Source organism: Martinezella dioscoreae, from assembly GCF_009176305.1.
GTDB classification, from domain to species: Bacteria; Pseudomonadota; Alphaproteobacteria; order Rhizobiales; family Rhizobiaceae; genus Rhizobium; species Rhizobium dioscoreae.
Genome location: NZ_BLAJ01000002.1, coordinates 777,483 through 795,032, shown reverse-complemented (window position 1 = coordinate 795,032; position 17,550 = coordinate 777,483). Strand labels below are relative to the sequence as shown.

Sequence of the window (17,550 nt, the reverse complement as noted above, 5' to 3'; positions counted from 1 at the left end):
CGCGAGTGAATTTCATGCCTCTTACTCTCCGCCTTGCCCTTCGTGATTGGGACTACATGACGCCTCTGGTCCTGGGTGATGTCTCCTCCCCCAAGCTCGACATTAGGGTAGATCGGGTCGGCACGCTGGTCTCGCATGTCGGCAAGAGTGAGGCCTATGACGCAGCGGAAACGTCCTTCAGCCGCTACACGCAGATGCGCATCGACGGTGACGAGAGCGTTGTCGGCATTCCGAATTTCATCATGCGCGGCTTCCGCCACCGCTGCGTCGTCACCACCAAGGACAGCCCGATCACGAGCTTCGCCCAACTGGCTGGCAAGCGCATCGGCGTCACCGGCTGGCGTGACTCCGGCAATACCTGGACGCGGGCCGCACTGCGTCGCGAAGGTGTCGGCGTGGAAGATGCCATGTGGTATGCCGGCCGCCTGACCGAAGCCCATCCGATCACCGATCGCCTCGACGGCTTCGGCCGTCCCGGCCGCATCGAGGCGGCACCCGGCGAAAGGCCGATGGTGGATCTGCTGAAGGAAGGCAAGATGGACGCGATCTTCACGCCCTTCATGCCGGATGGCTATTTCGCCGGCAACTCCGGCTTCCGCCAGCTGCTGCCGGATTTCCGCTCTGCCGAGCATCGCTATTTTGCCGATGTGGGCTATGTACCGGGTATGCACCTGATTGGTTTCAAGGCGGAGTTCGTCGCAGAACATCCGTGGGTCATCGGCGAACTGAGCGCTCTCATCGATGAATCGCAACGCGTCTGGCTCAGCAAGCGGCGCAAATATGCCGACACCACGCCCTTCATGCTCGACGAACTCTTGAAATCGGCAACCGAGCTGCCCGAAGGGTGGGATGCGAGCGGCTTTGCCGCCAACCGCAAGATGATCGCGGATTTCGCCGGGGAGCTGCATGTGCAGGGTATCCTGCCGCGGCTGATGACGCCGGAGGAGCTGTTTCCGTTCGATGTCGACGGCAGCCGGACGAGCGCTGCCTGACCACCGACTGAAAAATCAGAGACACAAAGCAAAAAGGGGAATGAACATGTCGCTGAAGAAAATGACCTACGTCGCCCTGGCAAGCCTGATGATGTCGGGCGCTGCCTTTGCCGAGGATGCCAGCCTGCCGAAACTCTCGGTCAACAAGGATCTGCAGGCCAAACTGCCGGAAGCGATCCGTACATCGGGCAAGATGATTTCCGTCAACAATGGGTCTTTCCCTCCCTATGAAATCGTCACCGGCACCAAGCTGACCGGCGCCAGTGCCGATCTGACCGATGCGATCGGCGAGGTACTTGGCGTCAAGATCGAGCATGAGAGCGTCAGCGGCCTGCCCGCCATTCTCGCGGGCATCAACTCCGGCCGCTATCAGTTCGCCTTCGGCCCAATCGGCGATTTCAAGAGCCGCGAGGAAGCCAATGATTTCGTCGACTGGGTGCAGGAATTCGTTGTCTTCGCCGTTCAGAAGGGCAATCCGAAGGGTATCACCTCGCTCGACAGCGCCTGCGGTCAGCGCATCGCAGTCATGGCTGGCGGATCGGCCGAAAAGGTGATCCAGGTACAAGCCGAGAAGTGCAAGACGGATGGCAAGGGTGCGATCGAGGTCCAGTCCTTCACCGATCAGCCGAGCTCGATCCTCGCCGTCCGCTCCAAGCGCTCCGACGCCTTCTTCTCCTCGCAGGCGCCACTCACCTATTTCGTCTCGCAGGCGAACGGCCAGCTGGAACTGACCGGCGTCGGTCAGAAGAACGGTTTCGAAGATCTCTATCAGGGCGCCGTCGTGCCGAAAGACTCGCCGCTCGGCCCAATTTTGAAGGACGCCGTCAAACTTCTCATGGACAATGGCACCTATGCCGCCATCATGAAGAAATGGGGCCTTGAGAACAATATGATCAAGGAACCCGGTATCAATCTTGGCGGGACGTTGCCGAAATGAGTAGGAACGCCGGAAACATCGCATCGCCTTCAGGCGATGCGGCGGAACGGGACGTGGCGAATGCCCACACTCCGTTTCCGAAGGGTCGCGTGGCGGCCTGGATCGTTACCCTTGCGATCGCGGCTTATTGGGCCTGGTCGGTCGCCCACAATGAAAACTTCGGCTGGCATGTCGTCGCCCAGTATTTCTTCGACCCTGTCGTGATCAGCGGCCTCTATGTCTCGCTCGGGCTGACCGTCGTCGCCATGGCGCTCGGCATCGTCTTCGGCTTGCTGCTGGCGATTGCCCGCATGTCGAAGGATAGGCTGGCAAGCACGCTCGCCTCGCTGTTCATCTGGTTCTTCCGCGGCACGCCGCTGCTCGTGCAGCTGATCTTCTGGTACAATCTGTCGACGCTCTTCCCGACGCTGTCGATCGGCATTCCCGTCGGCCCGACCTTCGTCAGCTGGGACACGAATTCCGTCATAAGCCCGATGACGGCTGCGATTGCCGGCTTGGCCCTCAACGAAGCCGCCTATATGGCCGAGATCATCCGCGGCGGCCTGCTTTCGGTCGACAGGGGCCAGTTCGAGACCGCTGAAGCCTTCGGCATGACGCGGAGCCGGGCTCTGCGCCGCATCATCATCCCGCAAGCCATGCGCTCCATCGTGCCGCCAACCGGCAATCAGTTGATCAGCATGATCAAGGCGACCTCGCTCGTCAGCGTTATCGCCATGGCTGATCTGCTCTATTCCGTGCAGTCGATCTACAACCGTACCTTCGAAGTCATCCCGATGCTGCTGGTCGCCGTCATCTGGTATCTGCTGATCACCTCGGTGCTGAATATCGGCCAGAGCTATATCGAGCGATACTATAGCCGCGCAGATCGCCGCACCGCCAGGACGAAGGCGGCAACGGAGAGCCCGCTGGCGCTCGTGCCGGCACAGGAGGCGGGCCAATGAACGCTCCGATGAACTCAGCCGTCAACGTCAGCCCCCTGGTACAGGCGCGCAACGTCCACAAATCCTTCGAACATCTCGAAGTCCTGAAAGGCATCGACCTCGATGTGACACCGGGTGAAGTGGTCGTCATTCTCGGGCCGTCCGGCTCCGGAAAATCGACCTTCCTACGGTGCATCAACCATCTGGAATCGATCAATCGCGGTTCGATCGAAGTCGATGGCGAGCAGATCGGCTACCGGCTGAACAAGGGCCGGCTGGTCAAACTGTCAAACCATGCGATCGCGCTGCAGAGGCGCAAGATCGGCATGGTGTTCCAGCAGTTCAATCTCTATCCGCATATGACGGCGCTGCAGAATGTCATCGAAGCGCCGATCGGCATCCATGGTGAAAGCCGCAAGCAGGCAACCGAGAATGCGCTGGCATTGCTTGATCGCGTCGGGCTTTCGGCCAAGGCCAACAATTATCCGCGCCAGCTTTCCGGCGGCCAGCAGCAGCGCGTTGCAATCGCCCGAGCGCTGGCGATCAAGCCGAAACTGATGCTCTTCGACGAGCCGACGTCTGCGCTCGATCCGGAACTGGTCGGCGAAGTGCTCGCCACCATGCGTGATCTTGCCAAACAGGGCCTGACGATGATCGTCGTGACCCACGAGATCGGTTTTGCCCGCGAAGCGGCCGACCGCGTCGTCTTCATGGATGGCGGCAAGATCGTCGAACAGGGCAAGCCAGAGGATGTGATCGGCAATCCGCAGCATCCGCGCACCAGAAGTTTCCTGTCGCGCTTCATCTAGCGCGACAGCTTGATCCACCACGGCAGCCGGCACGCTTTATTGCGGCTCCAGCGAACCATTGGAATAGCCATGACCCTCGACAACGATTTCGCCCGCCTCTCGGATTTCGAGCCGATGAAGGCCGAACTGACCGGCATCCGCCGGCACCTGCACGCCAATCCCGAGCTCTCCTTCGAAGAGGCGGAAACCGCACGTTTCGTCGCCGAGAAGCTGGAAGCCTGGGGCTATGAGGTAACCCGCAATATCGGCGGTCATGGCGTCGTCGCGCGCATGACTGTTGGAGCCGGCAAGAAGAGCATTGCAATCCGCGCCGATATGGACGCCCTGCCGATCATCGAGCAGACCGGCGCCGCCTATGCCAGCAAGACGCCCGGCAAGATGCATGCCTGCGGCCACGACGGCCATACCACCATATTGCTAGGGGCTGCAGAATATCTCGCCCGTACCCGCCGCTTCAACGGCACCGTGAACCTAATCTTCCAGCCGGCCGAAGAGGCCGGTGCGGTGAGCGGCGCTCCCGCGATGATCAAGGATGGCCTGTTCGAACGCTTTCCCTTCGACGTCATTTACGGCCTGCACAATCACCCGGGTGCACCGGAAGGCACCTGGCTGTTGCGCTCCGGCCCGCTGATGGCCGCCGCCGATACAGTCGAGATTACAATCACAGGCAAGGGCGGCCATGCTTCGCGCCCGCATCTGACCATCGATCCCGTCGTTGTCGCCTGCAACCTCGTCGTCAGTCTGCAGACGATCGTTGCCCGCAGCGTCGATCCGACACAGACAGCGGTCGTGACCGTCGGCGCCATCCACGCCGGCGAGGCTTCGAACGTCATTCCGGAAAGTGCGAAGATGCTGCTCACCGTCCGTTCCTTCGATCCGAAGGTGCGCGAGCTGCTTGAGTCGCGCATCCGCAAGCTGACGGCCTCCATCGCAGACGGCTATGGCGCGAGCGCCGAGATCGACTACGTCCACGGTCATCCGGTTGTCGTCAACTCGGAGAAGGAAACGGAATTCGCACGGACGGTCGCCGAGGAACTTGTCGGCGCCGACAAGGTCACCACCTGCGGCCTGATCCCCGGCAGCGAGGATTTCTCGCATTACCTGGAGCATAAGCCCGGCAGCTTCCTACGCCTCGGCAACGGCGTGACCTCGGCCATCCTCCACAGCGCCAAATATGATTTCGCCGATGAAAGCCTCACCGTCGGCGCTGCCATGTGGGCGCGTCTGACCGAGCGTTATCTCGACGCCTGAACTAGCTCTTATCTCGATCGCACTGGGATTCAGCGACGCTACGATAAACGACAGCCCTGGCAAGAAGCCGGGGCTGATCCGCTTTCTGGATGTCATGAAAAAAGGCGAAATGCGATGCTTTCAATAGCGCCGCTAGACCCGCGAGTGCGGTGCGATTCCTGCCTCCATAAATACTACTTATCGAGGGATCCGAGACTATCGCTCGTTGCAGGCCCGGTATTTCCGGATGTTTCACTCTCGGGCCCGGTTTCCAGCTGCACATGCTGAGTCTGCATTACCCGCCACTCATTCTCGAGGCGATCAATCACATACGTAGGAATTTCATTTCTTACGCTTTCAAGCTCTTGCATCACGACCTCCATTGTCATGCGTTACTGGCATGACATGGAGGAGTTTCTTTGTAAATCAAGGTATTAAACTATTTAAACGATTAAATTATTTTCAATCGTTTGAAATATCCCCGCCTGTGGAAAGATAGGAGACAGATGGCGATGCGGGTTGAGGCGCACATCGGTCAGAATTGCAAAATCACGCGATGTTGGGCGGGACGAGGAACTCGGCCCTCGTCCCGCCGACCTGCAACACAAACGCGATGAAGCTCACATTGCCGAAATTGCAACCGAAGTTGTATTCGGAGGAGAAAATCCAGGCCCTTAACCGCACGCGTTACGATGATGTTTTACTGACCGCCGACCATGTTGCCAACGACCCCACCGAGCAGGCCGCCGCCCACTGCGCCAGCAATCGTCCCGGAGGTCTTGTGTTTCTTGCCCGAAAGCTTGTTGCCGGCGATACCGCCTGCAATGGCACCGCCGACGGCGCCGATGTTCCGACCCGTTAACAAGCCAGGAGCGCCGTCGTTAGCGATGCTGCCCGTAGCTTGCGGATCAATCCCTTGATCAGCTTGTATCGGCATTGCCTGTCGCATCGGTTGACCATACTGCGAATTTCGGTTGTCGACCATGTTGCCGACCATTCTGCCAGCAACCGCCCCGCCGACGACACCGGCGATCGTCCCGAGCGTCTTGTGCTTCTTACCGCCGAGCTTGTTGCCGACGAGACCTCCGGCGACAGCGCCGCCCACTGTACCAATATTCTGGCCGTTAAGCAGTGACTGTTCCTGGGCATGGCTGGCGACGGGCAGCATCGCCATAGCGGCGACGGGCGCAAGCAATGTCAGGCGCAGGCAAGTTTTACGAAAAGAGAAGCCGGAAGTTTCGGAATGCAACATTGCACATGCCTTTCAAGAAGAAGTCGGATCTCCTGAAACATGACTTGTTATCCATAAATCTTCGTAAGGAAACACGGTTAACGGGATCTATCCGTCCCGATATGAGGGATCGCGTCAGCTTCCATCCGCGCACACAACCCCATGCCAAGGGGCTACGCTATTCCCCTATGGGTTGCCCGCTCTTGCCAATCAAACTCCAGATCGCGCGCGCGTCCGATCGAATCATGTTGTTCGCGCATGGCATCGGCCGCCTCGCGCACTACTTCGGAAATCTGCATGAGCTGTTTGGCGAGAGGGCTCGTCCTGCGCCAGATCATGCCAATCGTTCGCGACGGTTGCGGGCTTTGGAAGCGCACCGTCGACACCGAGGCGGAACGGGTTTCCACCGCGACCGCCATCTCCGGTATCAGGGTGACGCCAATCCCGGCGCTGACCATCTGCACCAGTGTCGACAGTGAGCTGCCGTCCATCAGTTCCCGCGGCAAGGCTGAATGGATGTTGCAGAAGGAGAGAGCCTGGTCGCGAAAGCAGTGTCCCTCTTCCAACAGCAGTAGCCGCATTTCGCGAAGCGCTTCCCGGTTGGGAACCGGTTTGCCCTCATCCTCGCTTGGCCGCACCAACACGAAGTTTTCCGCAAACAGCGGCACCTCCGTCAGAGATGTCTCGGAGACGGGCAGAGCGACAATCGCCGTATCCAGCCTCCCCTCCTCCAGCTCCTCGACCAGCTTCGACGTCAAGGTCTCGCGCACATGGATATCAAGCCCGTCATAGATACGGGTGAGATTGCCGATGATGCTCGGCAGCAGATAGGGTGCAACCGTGGGGATGATGCCGATGCGCAACCGGCCCACAGGCTGATTATGCGATGCGCGGGCAAGATCTCCCAGCTCGTCAACGGAGCGCAGGATGTCACGGACGCGGAGCGCGAAAGCTTCCCCGAAATTGGTCAGCCGGACCTGTCTTGCGCCTCTTTCGAAGAGGTTCGTGCCAAGCTGCTCCTCCAGCTCCTTGATCTGCATCGACAAGGCGGGCTGAGAGATCGCGCATAGATCGGCGGCGCGTCCGAAGTGGCCGAGCCGAGCCAGCGCTTCGAAATAGCGGAGCTGTTTGAGCGTGAAGTTTGCCATAAGCGCATCTTATCGCGCCAATCAGGAAATCCAACTTAAATTAATGGAAAGCCTTGGCTATAGTGCCGCGGCTGAGGTGAGATGCGGCCGCCTGTCATACGAAACTCATATTAAGGGCATTAAGGGCGTTCAATTCATCGATGCACGGGCCGATCGGAAGGCAGGGGACCCAAGCTTTGCCTGCTTCCACGTCTCCGTTTCACGCGAGGCCAGAACAACGAGAGATTCATGCGCCTGTCATGTCGCTGCCATACCCGTTTTAGAACCGGGTCATTTCCCGGCGGGCGGGCAAAGCTCCTTCTCCGGTCGTCACAAATCAAATCATCGTAAGGGAGAGTATCATGGATACAAAAGTCGAAACCGCCGGCAAATGTCCGTTTCCGCATGGAAACACGAGCGTTTCCGCGCGTTCGAACCGGGACTGGTGGCCGAATCAGCTGAACCTTCGGATCCTCCACCAGAATTCCGCGCTTTCCAGCCCCATGGGCAAGGCGTTCAACTATGCCGAAGAGTTCAAGAAGCTCGACCTGGACGCCCTGAAGAAGGACCTTACCGCCCTGATGACGGATTCGCAGGAGTGGTGGCCGGCCGACTTCGGTCACTACGGCCCGCTCTTCATCCGCATGGCCTGGCATAGCGCCGGCACCTACCGTACGGGCGACGGCCGCGGTGGCGCCTCCTCCGGCACGCAGCGTTTCGCTCCGCTCAACAGCTGGCCGGATAACGTTAACCTCGACAAGGCCCGCCGTCTCCTTTGGCCGATCAAGCAGAAATACGGTAACAGCATCTCCTGGGCCGATCTCATGATCCTGACGGGTAACGTCGCGCTGGAATCCATGGGCTTCAAGACCTTCGGTTTCGGCGGCGGTCGCGAAGATGTCTGGGAGCCGGAAGAAGACATCTATTGGGGCGCGGAAGATACCTGGCTCGGTGACAAGCGCTACAGCGGCGACCGCAATCTGGAAAACCCGCTCGCAGCCGTGCAGATGGGTCTCATCTACGTCAATCCTGAGGGACCGAACGGCAACCCGGACCCGCTTGCAGCCGCACGCGACATCCGCGAAACCTTCGCGCGCATGGCAATGAACGACGAAGAAACCGTTGCCCTCATCGCCGGCGGCCACACCTTCGGCAAGACCCATGGCGCAGGCGATGCCGCCCATGTCGGCCCCGAGCCGGAAGCAGCCGGCATCGAAGAACAGGGCCTCGGCTGGAAGAACAGCTTCGGCACTGGCAAGGGCGGCGACACGATCGGCAGCGGTCTCGAAGTCACCTGGACCTCGACGCCTACCAAGTGGAGCAACAACTTCTTCTGGAACCTGTTCGGCTATGAATGGGAACTGACGAAGAGCCCTGCTGGCGCGCATCAGTGGGTGCCGAAGCACGGCGCCGGCGCCGGCTCGATCCCCGACGCGCACGACAAGTCCAAGCGTCATGCGCCGTCGATGCTGACGACCGACCTCGCCCTGCGCTTCGATCCGGCCTATGAGAAGATTTCTCGCCGCTTCTTCGAAAATCCGGATGAGTTCGCCGATGCCTTCGCCCGCGCATGGTTCAAGCTGACTCATCGCGACATGGGGCCGCGTGTTCGTTATCTCGGTCCGGAAGTGCCGAGCGAAGAGCTCATCTGGCAGGACCCAATCCCGGCTGCCGGTCCCGCATCGATCGATGCCAACGATGTCGCTGTCCTCAAGGCCGAGATTGCTGCATCGGGTCTCACCATTCCGCAGCTGGTTTCGACAGCCTGGGCTTCAGCTTCGACGTTCCGCGGCTCGGACAAGCGCGGCGGCGCAAACGGCGCTCGCATCCGTCTTGCTCCGCAGAAGGACTGGGAAGCCAACCAGCCGGCCCAGCTCGCTTCCGTGCTGGCGACGCTCGAAGGCATCCAGAAGAAGTTCAACGATGCTCAGACCGGTGGAAAGACGGTATCGCTTGCCGATCTGATCGTTCTCGGCGGCTCGGTCGCTATCGAACAGGCTGCGAAGAAGGCCGGTCATGACCTGGTCGTCCCCTTCGCTCCCGGCCGTACCGATGCGACGCAGGAACAGACCGACGTCGAGGCCTTCGCCGTTCTCGAACCGATCGTCGATGGCTTCCGCAACTACCAGCGGCAGGCCTACACCGTCTCTTCCGAAGAACTGCTGATCGACAAGGCACAGCTGCTGACGCTGACGGCGCCGGAAATGACCGCCCTCATCGGCGGCCTGCGTGTGCTGAACGCCAATGTTGGTCAGAGCCAGCACGGCGTCTTCACCAAGCGTCCGGAAACGCTGACCAACGACTTCTTCGTGAACCTGCTCGACATGGGCACGGAGTGGAAGGCGGTTTCGGATGCCAAAGACGTCTTCGAGGGACGGGACCGCGCGACGGGCGACGTGAAGTGGACCGCCACGCGCGTCGATCTCGTTTTCGGCTCCAACTCGCAGCTGCGCGCGATCGCCGAAGTCTACGGCCAGTCCGATGCCGAGACGAAGTTCGTTCAGGACTTCGTTGCGGCATGGACCAAGGTGATGAACGCCGACCGCTTCGACATCGCTTGAAGTAACTGAATAACACACCCGGACGCGACCCTACTCGGGTCGCGTCCGGGTGTGGCATGATCTCTAAACGGACTCCGGACTTCAGCGCGCAGACTGCAATTGCAGGCGCGAGACGCCGGCTGCAACGTTCAGGCCGGTTCCCGCTTCCGCGCTCAACGGCTGCAGGGCAAAATTCTTGGAATTGCCGCCAACGAGAACGTTGGCTCCGAGGCCAAGACCGAGGGAAGCACCTGCCGACGCACCGACATAGGTGCCTGCCAGAGCACCATCGCCAACACGTGTGGGCACGGTGTTGACGACGACCCAGCTCAGATAGGTCTTACGCGTGACCCCGATATCGATGCCGAGCTTGCCGATCGAACCCATATAGCGTTCGACCTTGCCCGTCCGCTGCTTGAAGGTGCAATCGATCGCCTTGTTCGACCCGATGATCATACCGACGCCGCCGGCGACGTCGCAGGACAACGTTCCGAGCCTTTGCTTCGGCTCGGACACCACCTGTGTCGATTGTTTTTTGGAATGGGTGCTGGCGGCGGAAGCCACAGAACCAAGGGCGACTGCAATTACCGCGGCCGTTACAATGACTTTTTTCATGAGGTCTCCTTCGGCGTTTTGAGCGCCGCGGTCTGCCCGGACGGCGCGGGGGAATTCGACATCTCGATCTGCGGATGGCTGGAAGGGTCGCGATCAGCCCCGAGGGTGATGTTGCTGACGATGCGGGTCCTGGCATATTCGGCAGCTATTGCAATGGCCCGCTGCCGCGCCTCATCGTTCGATGCCACTCCGGAAAGAACGATTGTGTCTTCAATGGCGGCAACATCGATACGACAATCCTCAAGCCCCTCGGCATAGGCGATCAGATAGCGGATCGCCGCACAGGTTGCGTAACGATCCGAGGATGTCGTCAGCGATGGAGACCTGGCCAGGAAAAGCATTGGAAGCCTCGATAAAGCGCGGTGGCAAAATTTCGCACGCGCTTGGCGTCAGCGAAGCGCGTTCTTGATGGCGTCTTTGGCCTTACCGACTTTCGCCTGAATCCTGCCTTCGACCTTCTCGACGGCACCCTCCATCTTGAGCCGATTGTTTCCCGTCAGCTTTCCTGCGGCCTCCTTGATTGAGCCTGTTGCTTCCTTGACTGCGCCTTTGACACGGTTCTTGTCCATTTCTGATCTCCTTGAGCTTTTCAAAAGAGGAGGTATCGGCGTCCCGCCGAAACCATGAACAATGAAGTAGATTAGATAGGCCGGCCAATCGATAAGGGAAGCCATTGCGATCGTCAGCAGAGATGCGGGCGTCGACAACCGCCCGCAAGCCGAGGCTTTCGGTTCAATCTACACAGCACAGAGGCGCGGCATTCTGCAACGGCAACGGCAGGGCGATGGTGTGATTGGGAATGGTAAGCGCATCCAGCGTCGCTGTCTGTTCGGGCGAGAGCCGGACTTCGAGCGCACCGATATCCTCATTGAGTTGCTTCAGCGTATGGACGCCGATAATCGTCGAAGATACGCCAAGGCGCGCCATTGCCCAGGCAAGGGCGACGCGTGCGGTCGTCGTACCGAGTTCATCGGCAACGCGGAACAGGGCGTCGACGATTTCAAAATCCTGCTCGTCGGGCCGTTGCATCAATTGCGCTGCATGTCCTGTTCTTGCGCCCGCATTGTTGGCACGCGTATATCGGCCGCTGATGAGGCCGCCGCTCAATGGCGAATGCGAGACGACGCCAAGCCCCAACCCGCGCGCCAAGGGAATGAGCTCGATTTCAAACAGCCGTGCGGCAAGCGAATATTCGATCTGCAAACCGATGAATGGAGCCCAGCCGTTGGACTGCGACAGGAGATGGGCATGCGCTACCTTCCAGGCCGGCGTATCTGAAATGCCGAAATAACGCAGCTTTCCCGACTGAACGAGATCGTGGAGCGCCTCCAGCATTTCTTCCAAAGGCGCCTGTATGTCCCAATTGTTCAGCCAATAGAGGTCGAGATAGTCGGTGCGCAGCCGACGAAGGGTCTCCTCGAAGCCGTCGATCACGGCTTTGCGGCCAAGCCTTTCGCCATGTCGCGCGACATCGAATTTGGCGGCGATGACAAGACGATCGCGCCGGATCGAGTTTTGTGCGACATAGCTGCCGACGACCGTCTGGCCGCCCGCTTTCATCGCTCCGTTGCCGGTATCGAGATAATTGCCACCGAGTTCGAGATAGCGCGTCAGGATCGCCGCAGGTTGATTTTCATGCGAATGCCGGATGAACCCCTTATCGAAAGTCATGGTTCCGAGCGCAAGCGGACTGACGCGCAACTCCGAGCGGCCGAGTGCGGCATAGTCTTCAAGATGCATGCATAATCCCCCAGCCGGCCTGCAACCGTTACATACCCGTGCAGGTTATGTAAAAGCATCCAGCAAAGGAGATAAGCACCAATTTCCAATTTTACAATTCGGGAATCCGGATAATCGGCCCGATATCGTTCAATTTTGCAATGCGAAGAGGGAGGAACAGTTCTAGCGCTTGCGTATGAACTCGGTGCGAAGAACCAAACCCTTGATCCCGTCGTAACGGCAATCGACTTCTTCAGGATTGTCGGTCAGTCGAATCGACTTGATAACGGTACCCTGCTTCAAAGTCTGATTGGCGCCCTTCACTTTCAAATCCTTGATGAGGGTGACGGAGTCGCCATCGGCGAGGACGTTGCCGCTTGCATCGTGAACGACAAGCTCCGTAGCGACGGCAGCCGCTGCCATCTCCGCGGCAGGTCGCCACTCGCCGGTCACTTCGTCATAGACATATTCGTCATTTTGGCTGGTCATGCCAAACTCCATTCTGCAAGTTTCTTGAGTATTCCAAAGCCGGCAAATGCCTAGCTTTCATCTCATTCACGATCTGTGAATGGCATCTACCCGAGACAATCAGCCGATGCAACAAGCGCGAAGTGGTGCGCCGATGCGGATACTCGGCTTTGCTATTTCAGCTCGGATGCCGGCCAGGGATTACGGCCCTCCCGAAGCCACGACAGCGTATCGACCCAGAAACCGGCAGCATGGCTATCGTGAAAGAGGCCGAAATGGCCGATTGCGTCCCGACCGAAATCAGCCGGACGGAGCAGCACCGACTGACGTTGCGCGCCGGTATAGTAATTCAGTGTGCGGCGAATTGCCGGTACGGTGCCAAGTTCGTCGTCCGAAACCGCAACGGCCAGGATCGATGCTTTGACGGCGCTCATTCGCCGTAGTACCTCCCGCCTCTCGCCCACAGGATGGCTGCGCTCGAACCGGGGGCCACGAAAGCTCCACTCGTTTGCCACACCTTTCGGCAGATCCTCCAGCCAGCCAAGCCGCCGGCCCGGGAAATAGCCGCAGAGCGCAGTCATCGCAGGCATAGCCACATGCCATTTGAGGAACAGAGCGGCCCGCCTGCTCGGCATGTAATCGCCCCACCAGGCATATTGAGCTCCGACCGTCAGCATCCTGTCTATCTCCGGAGCATTCTCAGCCAATCCCGGCAGGAATCCGCCGACGCTATGACCCACCACCAAAAGCGGACCGTTGCGGCGGTGATCGGACATCAGCCGAAGCGCGGCATCGAAATCCCGCTCGCCCCAATCGCGCCAGCGATAACGGGACCCCCGCAGCCGGTGCGGGCGCGACTGGCCGATGCCGCGATAATCGAAGGTCAGGACATCGAACCCATGCCGCACCAGGAATTGCGCATAGCGGTGATAATAGCGTGCGAGAACTCCGGTGGCCGGGTTGATGATGACGCTGCCTTCCGGCCTTTTCGTCTCCGCCAGCCAAAGGCGGCCACCGAGAACGACGTCATCCCGACAGGGGATGGAAATCGAAAGACTGTCTTCATTCAAGGATGGTCGAGGTTGCTGGCTCATGGGCGTCAAGATGGGACGATCGCCGCGTTGTGTATATTCACTACCCGGTATACATTGAGCCATGAGAGACAGTTCCCTGCCGACACGCGAGCGTATTCTTCAGGCCGCCGCAAAACTCTTCCACAGCGACGGCATCCGCGCGATCAGTGTCGACGCCATCGCCGAGAAGGCAGGCGTCACCAAGCGCACCCTCTATTATCATTTCCGCAGCAAGGACGACCTGATCGCCGCCCATCTGCAGGCGCGCGACGAGCCGAACCTTGCCTTCTTCAAACGCTGGTTCGAAGAAACCGAAGGCGACATTTCAGAAAAGGTTGCCGGCATTTTCCGCCAGCTGGCGCAATCGGCGCGCAGCGCCAAATGGAAGGGCTGTGGTTTTTTGCGGACTTCGGTGGAACTCATCAACCTTCCCGGCCATCCCGCGCTGGTTGCGGCGCGCACTCACAAGAAGAGTGTTGAGGAGTGGCTGGGATCGGTCTTCGTGGAGGCGGGTGCAGGCAGCAATGCCCTGCCGCTCGCGCGCCAGATCATGCTGCTCCTCGACGGTTCATTTGCGGTGGTCTTGCTCCATCGCGATCCGAGCTACATGGAAACCGCGGCTGATGCGGCGGCACGGCTAATTGCCGAACGATTGTCGGATGCAAAGGCGCCCGAGAACCGGCTCTCTGGCGCCGCATAGCAATACGCTCAATGATACTTCAGGCGCTCGCGACCGAGGATGGCGGGCGCGTCCACACCAGCGATCGGCTGGGAAAGATCGCTGGAAATGTCGCCGGCCAGCTGCAGGTCGAGATAGCGGGCGCAGCACACCCGCAGGAACGAGGTAAAATTGCCGAGATCGTGGCCGGCGTCGATGGATTCATGGTGCAGCTTGGTGATCAGCTGCACCACATTCATTCCGTCACGTCGCGCGATTTCCTCCAGCTTCGACCAGAAGAAATTTTCCAGCCGGATACTGGTCACCATGCCATCGATGCGCAGGGAGCGCGTCGTGCTTTCCCAGAGCTTGGCATCGGCCTTGATGAACAATTCGCACATGTGCGTCCCCCTCAAGTTCAGGCAGCGTTTGCTGACGACAAGGCGTTGGCATCCAGCACGGCCATGAATTGACGCAGCCATGACGGATGCGCCGGCCATGCCGGTGCAGTCACGAGATTGCCGTCGGCAACCGCATCATTGATGGCGATGTCGGCATAAATGCCGCCGGCAAGCTCCACCTCGGGCCGGCACGCGGGATAGGCCGAGCAGGTGCGTCCCTTGAGGACACCGGCCGCGGCTAACAGCTGCGCGCCGTGGCAGATGGCGGCAACCGGCTTGCCCGCCTCGAAGAAGTGCTGAACAGCCTTGATGACGTCTGGATTCAGGCGCAGATATTCCGGCGCACGGCCGCCCGGAATGACGAGCGCATCGTAATCTTCGGCGCGGATGCTGGCGAATGTCGCATTCAATGCAAAATTATGACCGCGCTTCTCCGAATAGGTCTGATCGCCTTCGAAATCATGAATGGCCGTTGCCACCGTCTCGCCGGCATTCTTGCCAGGGCAGACGGCATGGACCGTGTAGCCGCAGGCAAGCAGCGTCTGGAACGGCACCATGGTCTCGTAGTCTTCGGTGAAATCACCTGTAATCATCAGGATCTTTGCTGCTGGCATCGTCTTCCTCCCTGAAAACCAACGGACGGCACTTTAGCAAAGTGTCTGCGGTCGCAGGTATTAGGCGAATACTACACGCCGTTTATGGCCCCGCCTATTGCAGCGGCGCACGGTTGATGTCCGGGATTACGCAGGCTTCGCCACCGCCGAAGAGGCGCGAGCGTGTGAGAAATCGTTTCTCCCGCCCATTGTCGAGCGAGAACATGCCGCCGCGTCCCGGTACGACATCGATGACGAGCTGCGTGTGTTTCCACGCCTCGAACTGACTGCCGCTGATATAGACGGGCACACCGCCGATCTCGCCGAGCTTGACGTCATTGTCGCCAATCATGAATTCGTTGGCCGGATAGCACATCGGCGAAGAGCCGTCGCAGCACCCGCCCGACTGATGAAACAGGATATCGGGATGGTCCTTCTGTATCTCGCGGATAAGCTCAAGTGCCTTCTCGGTCGCAAGCACCCGCGGTTCCGACCCATTATCGTCCATGATGATCCTCCATCCCCAATGTGCGAATACTCGAAGGCTCCCGGCCGCAGCCGGGAGCCTTCCTAGCTTTGTTGGGAGGTCTCAGAAGAAGCCCAGAGCCTTCGGGCTGTAGCTCACCAGCATATTCTTGGTCTGCTGATAGTGATCGAGCATCATCTTGTGCGTCTCACGTCCGATGCCCGATTGCTTGTAGCCGCCGAAAGCGGCGTGGGCCGGATAGGCGTGATAGCAATTCGTCCAGACGCGGCCGGCCTGGATCTCGCGACCAAAGCGATAGGCGCGATTGCCGTCGCGGGTCCATACGCCGGCACCGAGGCCGTAGAGCGTATCGTTCGCGATCTCAAGCGCTTCCCTCTCATCCTTGAACGTCGTGACCGATACGACCGGACCGAAGATTTCCTCCTGGAACACGCGCATCTTGTTGTGGCCCTTGAAGATGGTCGGCTTGATGTAGTAGCCGCTCGACAGCTCGCCGCCGAGATCGGCGCGCGCGCCGCCCGTCAGGACTTCGGCGCCTTCCTGCCGGCCGATATCGAGATAGGAGAGAATCTTCTCCATCTGCTCGCTCGATGCCTGGGCGCCGATCATGGTTGCGGCATCAAGCGGATTGCCCTGCTTGATGGCTTCCACGCGCTTGACGGCACGCTCCATGAAGCGGTCGTAGACCGATTCCTGAATCAGCGCTCGGCTCGGGCATGTGCAGACCTCGCCCTGGTTAAGCGCGAACATCGCAAAGCCTTCGAGCGCCTTGTCGAAGAAATCGTCGTCTTCGGCCGCAACATCGGCAAAGAAGATGTTCGGCGACTTGCCGCCGAGTTCGAGCGTGACGGGGATGAGGTTCTGGCTGGCATATTGCATGATCAGCCGGCCCGTCGTCGTCTCGCCGGTAAAGGCGATCTTGGCAATGCGCGGGCTGGTGGCGAGTGGCTTGCCGGCTTCGAGGCCGAAACCATTGACGATATTGAGTACGCCAGGCGGCAGGAGATCGCCGACCAGTTCGGCCCAGACCAATAGCGAGGCGGGCGTCTGCTCGGCCGGCTTGATGACGACGCAATTGCCGGCGGCCAGTGCCGGCGCAAGCTTCCAGGCGGCCATGAGGATCGGGAAGTTCCAGGGAATGATCTGGCCGACGACGCCGAGCGGCTCATGAAAGTGGTAGGCGACGGTATCGTGGTCGATCTCGCCGATCGAGCCTTCCTGGGCACGGATGCAGGAGGCGAAATAGCGGAAGTGATCGATGGCGAGCGGGATATCGGCCGCCATGGTTTCGCGGATCGGCTTGCCGTTGTCCCAGCTTTCAGCCTGCGCCAGCACTTCCAGCTTGTCTTCCATGCGCTGGGCGATCTTCATCAGGATATTGGAGCGCTCGGTGGTAGACGTCCGCCCCCACTTGTCCTTGGCTGCATGGGCGGCATCAAGCGCAGCGTTGATGTCCTTTTCGTCGGAGCGCGGTATCTCGCAGATCTTGCCGCCTGTTATCGGCGTGAGGTTGTCGAAATACTTGCCCGCGATCGGCTCGCGCCACTCGCCGCCAATATAGTTGCCATATTTGAGTTTGAACGGAGATTCCACGATCTTCTGATGCAGCATGCCATCCTCCCTTGGTCGGCAGGTTCAATAAGCGAACCGATGGGAGAAGTCTGAGGGCATATCGCGGCGGGCGATAGAGGCGGCTTGCCGTGCTGCAGCGCACAGTGTCGCAACTCTGCGACAGCTGCCAGATCGAATG

At 59.7% G+C, this 17,550-nt stretch carries 19 protein-coding genes; 7 read left to right on the top strand and 12 right to left on the bottom strand.

Annotation, left to right across the window (positions count from 1 at the left end):
* The first annotated feature begins 14 nt into the window (after positions 1-14).
* The 5 genes from GDN47_RS10265 (at position 15) to GDN47_RS10245 (ending at position 4,909) form a co-directional block, all read left to right on the top strand.
* Entirely contained in the window at positions 15-992 is a 978-nt protein-coding gene (locus tag GDN47_RS10265; protein ID WP_152093227.1) for an ABC transporter substrate-binding protein, read from the top strand.
* A 46-nt stretch (positions 993-1,038) separates the two neighbouring features.
* The gene (locus tag GDN47_RS10260; RefSeq protein WP_152093226.1) at positions 1,039-1,929 is read left to right on the top strand and encodes an ABC transporter substrate-binding protein; all 891 of its coding nucleotides are present in this window, start codon (positions 1,039-1,041) and stop codon (positions 1,927-1,929) included.
* Entirely contained in the window at positions 1,926-2,870 is a 945-nt protein-coding gene (locus tag GDN47_RS10255) for an amino acid ABC transporter permease (protein WP_152093225.1), read from the top strand. Before GDN47_RS10260 ends, GDN47_RS10255 begins: the two co-directional genes overlap by 4 nt.
* A complete protein-coding gene (locus GDN47_RS10250; RefSeq protein WP_371865493.1) occupies positions 2,867-3,658 on the top strand; it encodes an amino acid ABC transporter ATP-binding protein in 792 nt (263 codons plus the stop codon). The genes GDN47_RS10255 and GDN47_RS10250 overlap by 4 nt, the downstream gene beginning before the upstream one ends.
* A gap of 69 nt (positions 3,659-3,727) precedes the next feature.
* Complete coding sequence (locus GDN47_RS10245; RefSeq protein WP_152093224.1) at positions 3,728-4,909, top strand: M20 aminoacylase family protein; 1,182 nt, start codon at positions 3,728-3,730, stop codon at positions 4,907-4,909.
* Positions 4,910-5,588: 679 nt separating this feature from the next.
* On the opposite strand, the gene GDN47_RS10240 is transcribed toward GDN47_RS10245, so the two are convergent.
* A complete protein-coding gene (locus GDN47_RS10240) occupies positions 5,589-6,140 on the bottom strand; it encodes a glycine zipper 2TM domain-containing protein (protein WP_152093223.1) in 552 nt (183 codons plus the stop codon).
* A 152-nt stretch (positions 6,141-6,292) separates the two neighbouring features.
* Positions 6,293-7,267, bottom strand: coding sequence for a LysR substrate-binding domain-containing protein (locus GDN47_RS10235; RefSeq protein WP_152093222.1), 975 nt, complete (start codon positions 7,265-7,267; stop codon positions 6,293-6,295).
* 341 nt (positions 7,268-7,608) lie between these two features.
* Here GDN47_RS10235 and katG point away from each other — a divergent pair, with 341 nt between their 5' ends.
* Positions 7,609-9,807 (top strand): catalase/peroxidase HPI, encoded by a 2,199-nt coding sequence (katG, locus tag GDN47_RS10230; RefSeq protein WP_152093221.1) that lies wholly within the window; start codon positions 7,609-7,611, stop codon positions 9,805-9,807.
* A gap of 81 nt (positions 9,808-9,888) precedes the next feature.
* Here katG and GDN47_RS10225 read toward each other — a convergent pair whose 3' ends face one another.
* The 6 genes from GDN47_RS10225 to GDN47_RS10200 all read right to left on the bottom strand — a co-directional run bounded on the left by GDN47_RS10225 (position 9,889) and on the right by GDN47_RS10200 (position 13,682).
* Positions 9,889-10,401: a DUF992 domain-containing protein gene (locus tag GDN47_RS10225; protein ID WP_152093220.1), complete on the bottom strand. Its 513-nt coding sequence runs from the start codon at positions 10,399-10,401 to the stop codon at positions 9,889-9,891.
* On the bottom strand, positions 10,398-10,742 hold the full coding sequence (locus GDN47_RS10220; protein ID WP_233789845.1) for a BON domain-containing protein: 345 nt from the start codon (positions 10,740-10,742) through the stop codon (positions 10,398-10,400). Before GDN47_RS10220 ends, GDN47_RS10225 begins: the two co-directional genes overlap by 4 nt.
* A 48-nt stretch (positions 10,743-10,790) precedes the next feature.
* Positions 10,791-10,970 (bottom strand): CsbD family protein, encoded by a 180-nt coding sequence (locus GDN47_RS10215; RefSeq protein ID WP_152093219.1) that lies wholly within the window; start codon positions 10,968-10,970, stop codon positions 10,791-10,793.
* Between the two features lie 163 nt (positions 10,971-11,133).
* The gene (locus tag GDN47_RS10210) at positions 11,134-12,141 is read right to left on the bottom strand and encodes an aldo/keto reductase (protein WP_152093218.1); all 1,008 of its coding nucleotides are present in this window, start codon (positions 12,139-12,141) and stop codon (positions 11,134-11,136) included.
* 162 nt (positions 12,142-12,303) lie between these two features.
* Complete coding sequence (locus GDN47_RS10205; RefSeq protein ID WP_113350562.1) at positions 12,304-12,621, bottom strand: zinc ribbon domain-containing protein YjdM; 318 nt, start codon at positions 12,619-12,621, stop codon at positions 12,304-12,306.
* Between the two features lie 140 nt (positions 12,622-12,761).
* Positions 12,762-13,682, bottom strand: coding sequence for an alpha/beta hydrolase family protein (locus GDN47_RS10200; protein WP_233788577.1), 921 nt, complete (start codon positions 13,680-13,682; stop codon positions 12,762-12,764).
* A 61-nt stretch (positions 13,683-13,743) separates the two neighbouring features.
* Between GDN47_RS10200 and GDN47_RS10195 the strand changes: the two genes are divergently transcribed.
* Positions 13,744-14,361, top strand: a complete 618-nt coding sequence (locus GDN47_RS10195) for a TetR/AcrR family transcriptional regulator (protein ID WP_113329689.1) — start codon at positions 13,744-13,746, stop codon at positions 14,359-14,361.
* Positions 14,362-14,369: 8 nt separating this feature from the next.
* On the opposite strand, the gene GDN47_RS10190 is transcribed toward GDN47_RS10195, so the two are convergent.
* The 4 genes from GDN47_RS10190 to adh all read right to left on the bottom strand — a co-directional run bounded on the left by GDN47_RS10190 (position 14,370) and on the right by adh (position 17,411).
* Positions 14,370-14,720 carry a ribbon-helix-helix domain-containing protein gene (locus tag GDN47_RS10190; RefSeq protein WP_152093216.1) on the bottom strand — a complete coding sequence of 117 codons (351 nt, stop codon included), beginning with the start codon at positions 14,718-14,720 and terminating at the stop codon, positions 14,370-14,372.
* A 17-nt stretch (positions 14,721-14,737) separates the two neighbouring features.
* Positions 14,738-15,334 (bottom strand): DJ-1/PfpI family protein, encoded by a 597-nt coding sequence (locus tag GDN47_RS10185; RefSeq protein WP_113329687.1) that lies wholly within the window; start codon positions 15,332-15,334, stop codon positions 14,738-14,740.
* Between the two features lie 94 nt (positions 15,335-15,428).
* Positions 15,429-15,821, bottom strand: coding sequence for a DUF779 domain-containing protein (locus tag GDN47_RS10180; protein ID WP_113329686.1), 393 nt, complete (start codon positions 15,819-15,821; stop codon positions 15,429-15,431).
* Positions 15,822-15,902: 81 nt separating this feature from the next.
* A complete protein-coding gene (adh, locus tag GDN47_RS10175; protein ID WP_145318717.1) occupies positions 15,903-17,411 on the bottom strand; it encodes an aldehyde dehydrogenase in 1,509 nt (502 codons plus the stop codon).
* Positions 17,412-17,550: the final 139 nt, after the last annotated feature.

Bases quoted from the DNA above. Each gene is read 5' to 3' on its own strand.
- GDN47_RS10200 (WP_233788577.1), bottom strand. From the start codon at position 13,682: ATGAGCCAGCAACCTCGACCATCCTTGAATGAAGACAGTCTTTCGATT.
- GDN47_RS10195 (WP_113329689.1), top strand. From the start codon at position 13,744: ATGAGAGACAGTTCCCTGCCGACACGCGAGCGTATTCTTCAGGCCGCC.
- GDN47_RS10190 (WP_152093216.1), bottom strand. From the start codon at position 14,720: ATGTGCGAATTGTTCATCAAGGCCGATGCCAAGCTCTGGGAAAGCACG.
- GDN47_RS10185 (WP_113329687.1), bottom strand. From the start codon at position 15,334: ATGCCAGCAGCAAAGATCCTGATGATTACAGGTGATTTCACCGAAGAC.
- GDN47_RS10235 (WP_152093222.1), bottom strand. From the start codon at position 7,267: ATGGCAAACTTCACGCTCAAACAGCTCCGCTATTTCGAAGCGCTGGCT.
- GDN47_RS10225 (WP_152093220.1), bottom strand. From the start codon at position 10,401: ATGAAAAAAGTCATTGTAACGGCCGCGGTAATTGCAGTCGCCCTTGGT.
- GDN47_RS10180 (WP_113329686.1), bottom strand. From the start codon at position 15,821: ATGGACGATAATGGGTCGGAACCGCGGGTGCTTGCGACCGAGAAGGCA.
- GDN47_RS10245 (WP_152093224.1), top strand. From the start codon at position 3,728: ATGACCCTCGACAACGATTTCGCCCGCCTCTCGGATTTCGAGCCGATG.
- GDN47_RS10265 (WP_152093227.1), top strand. From the start codon at position 15: ATGCCTCTTACTCTCCGCCTTGCCCTTCGTGATTGGGACTACATGACG.
- katG (WP_152093221.1), top strand. From the start codon at position 7,609: ATGGATACAAAAGTCGAAACCGCCGGCAAATGTCCGTTTCCGCATGGA.
- adh (WP_145318717.1), bottom strand. From the start codon at position 17,411: ATGCTGCATCAGAAGATCGTGGAATCTCCGTTCAAACTCAAATATGGC.
- GDN47_RS10205 (WP_113350562.1), bottom strand. From the start codon at position 12,621: ATGGAGTTTGGCATGACCAGCCAAAATGACGAATATGTCTATGACGAA.
- GDN47_RS10250 (WP_371865493.1), top strand. From the start codon at position 2,867: ATGAACGCTCCGATGAACTCAGCCGTCAACGTCAGCCCCCTGGTACAG.
- GDN47_RS10210 (WP_152093218.1), bottom strand. From the start codon at position 12,141: ATGCATCTTGAAGACTATGCCGCACTCGGCCGCTCGGAGTTGCGCGTC.
- GDN47_RS10220 (WP_233789845.1), bottom strand. From the start codon at position 10,742: ATGCTTTTCCTGGCCAGGTCTCCATCGCTGACGACATCCTCGGATCGT.
- GDN47_RS10255 (WP_152093225.1), top strand. From the start codon at position 1,926: ATGAGTAGGAACGCCGGAAACATCGCATCGCCTTCAGGCGATGCGGCG.
- GDN47_RS10260 (WP_152093226.1), top strand. From the start codon at position 1,039: ATGTCGCTGAAGAAAATGACCTACGTCGCCCTGGCAAGCCTGATGATG.
- GDN47_RS10240 (WP_152093223.1), bottom strand. From the start codon at position 6,140: ATGTTGCATTCCGAAACTTCCGGCTTCTCTTTTCGTAAAACTTGCCTG.
- GDN47_RS10215 (WP_152093219.1), bottom strand. From the start codon at position 10,970: ATGGACAAGAACCGTGTCAAAGGCGCAGTCAAGGAAGCAACAGGCTCA.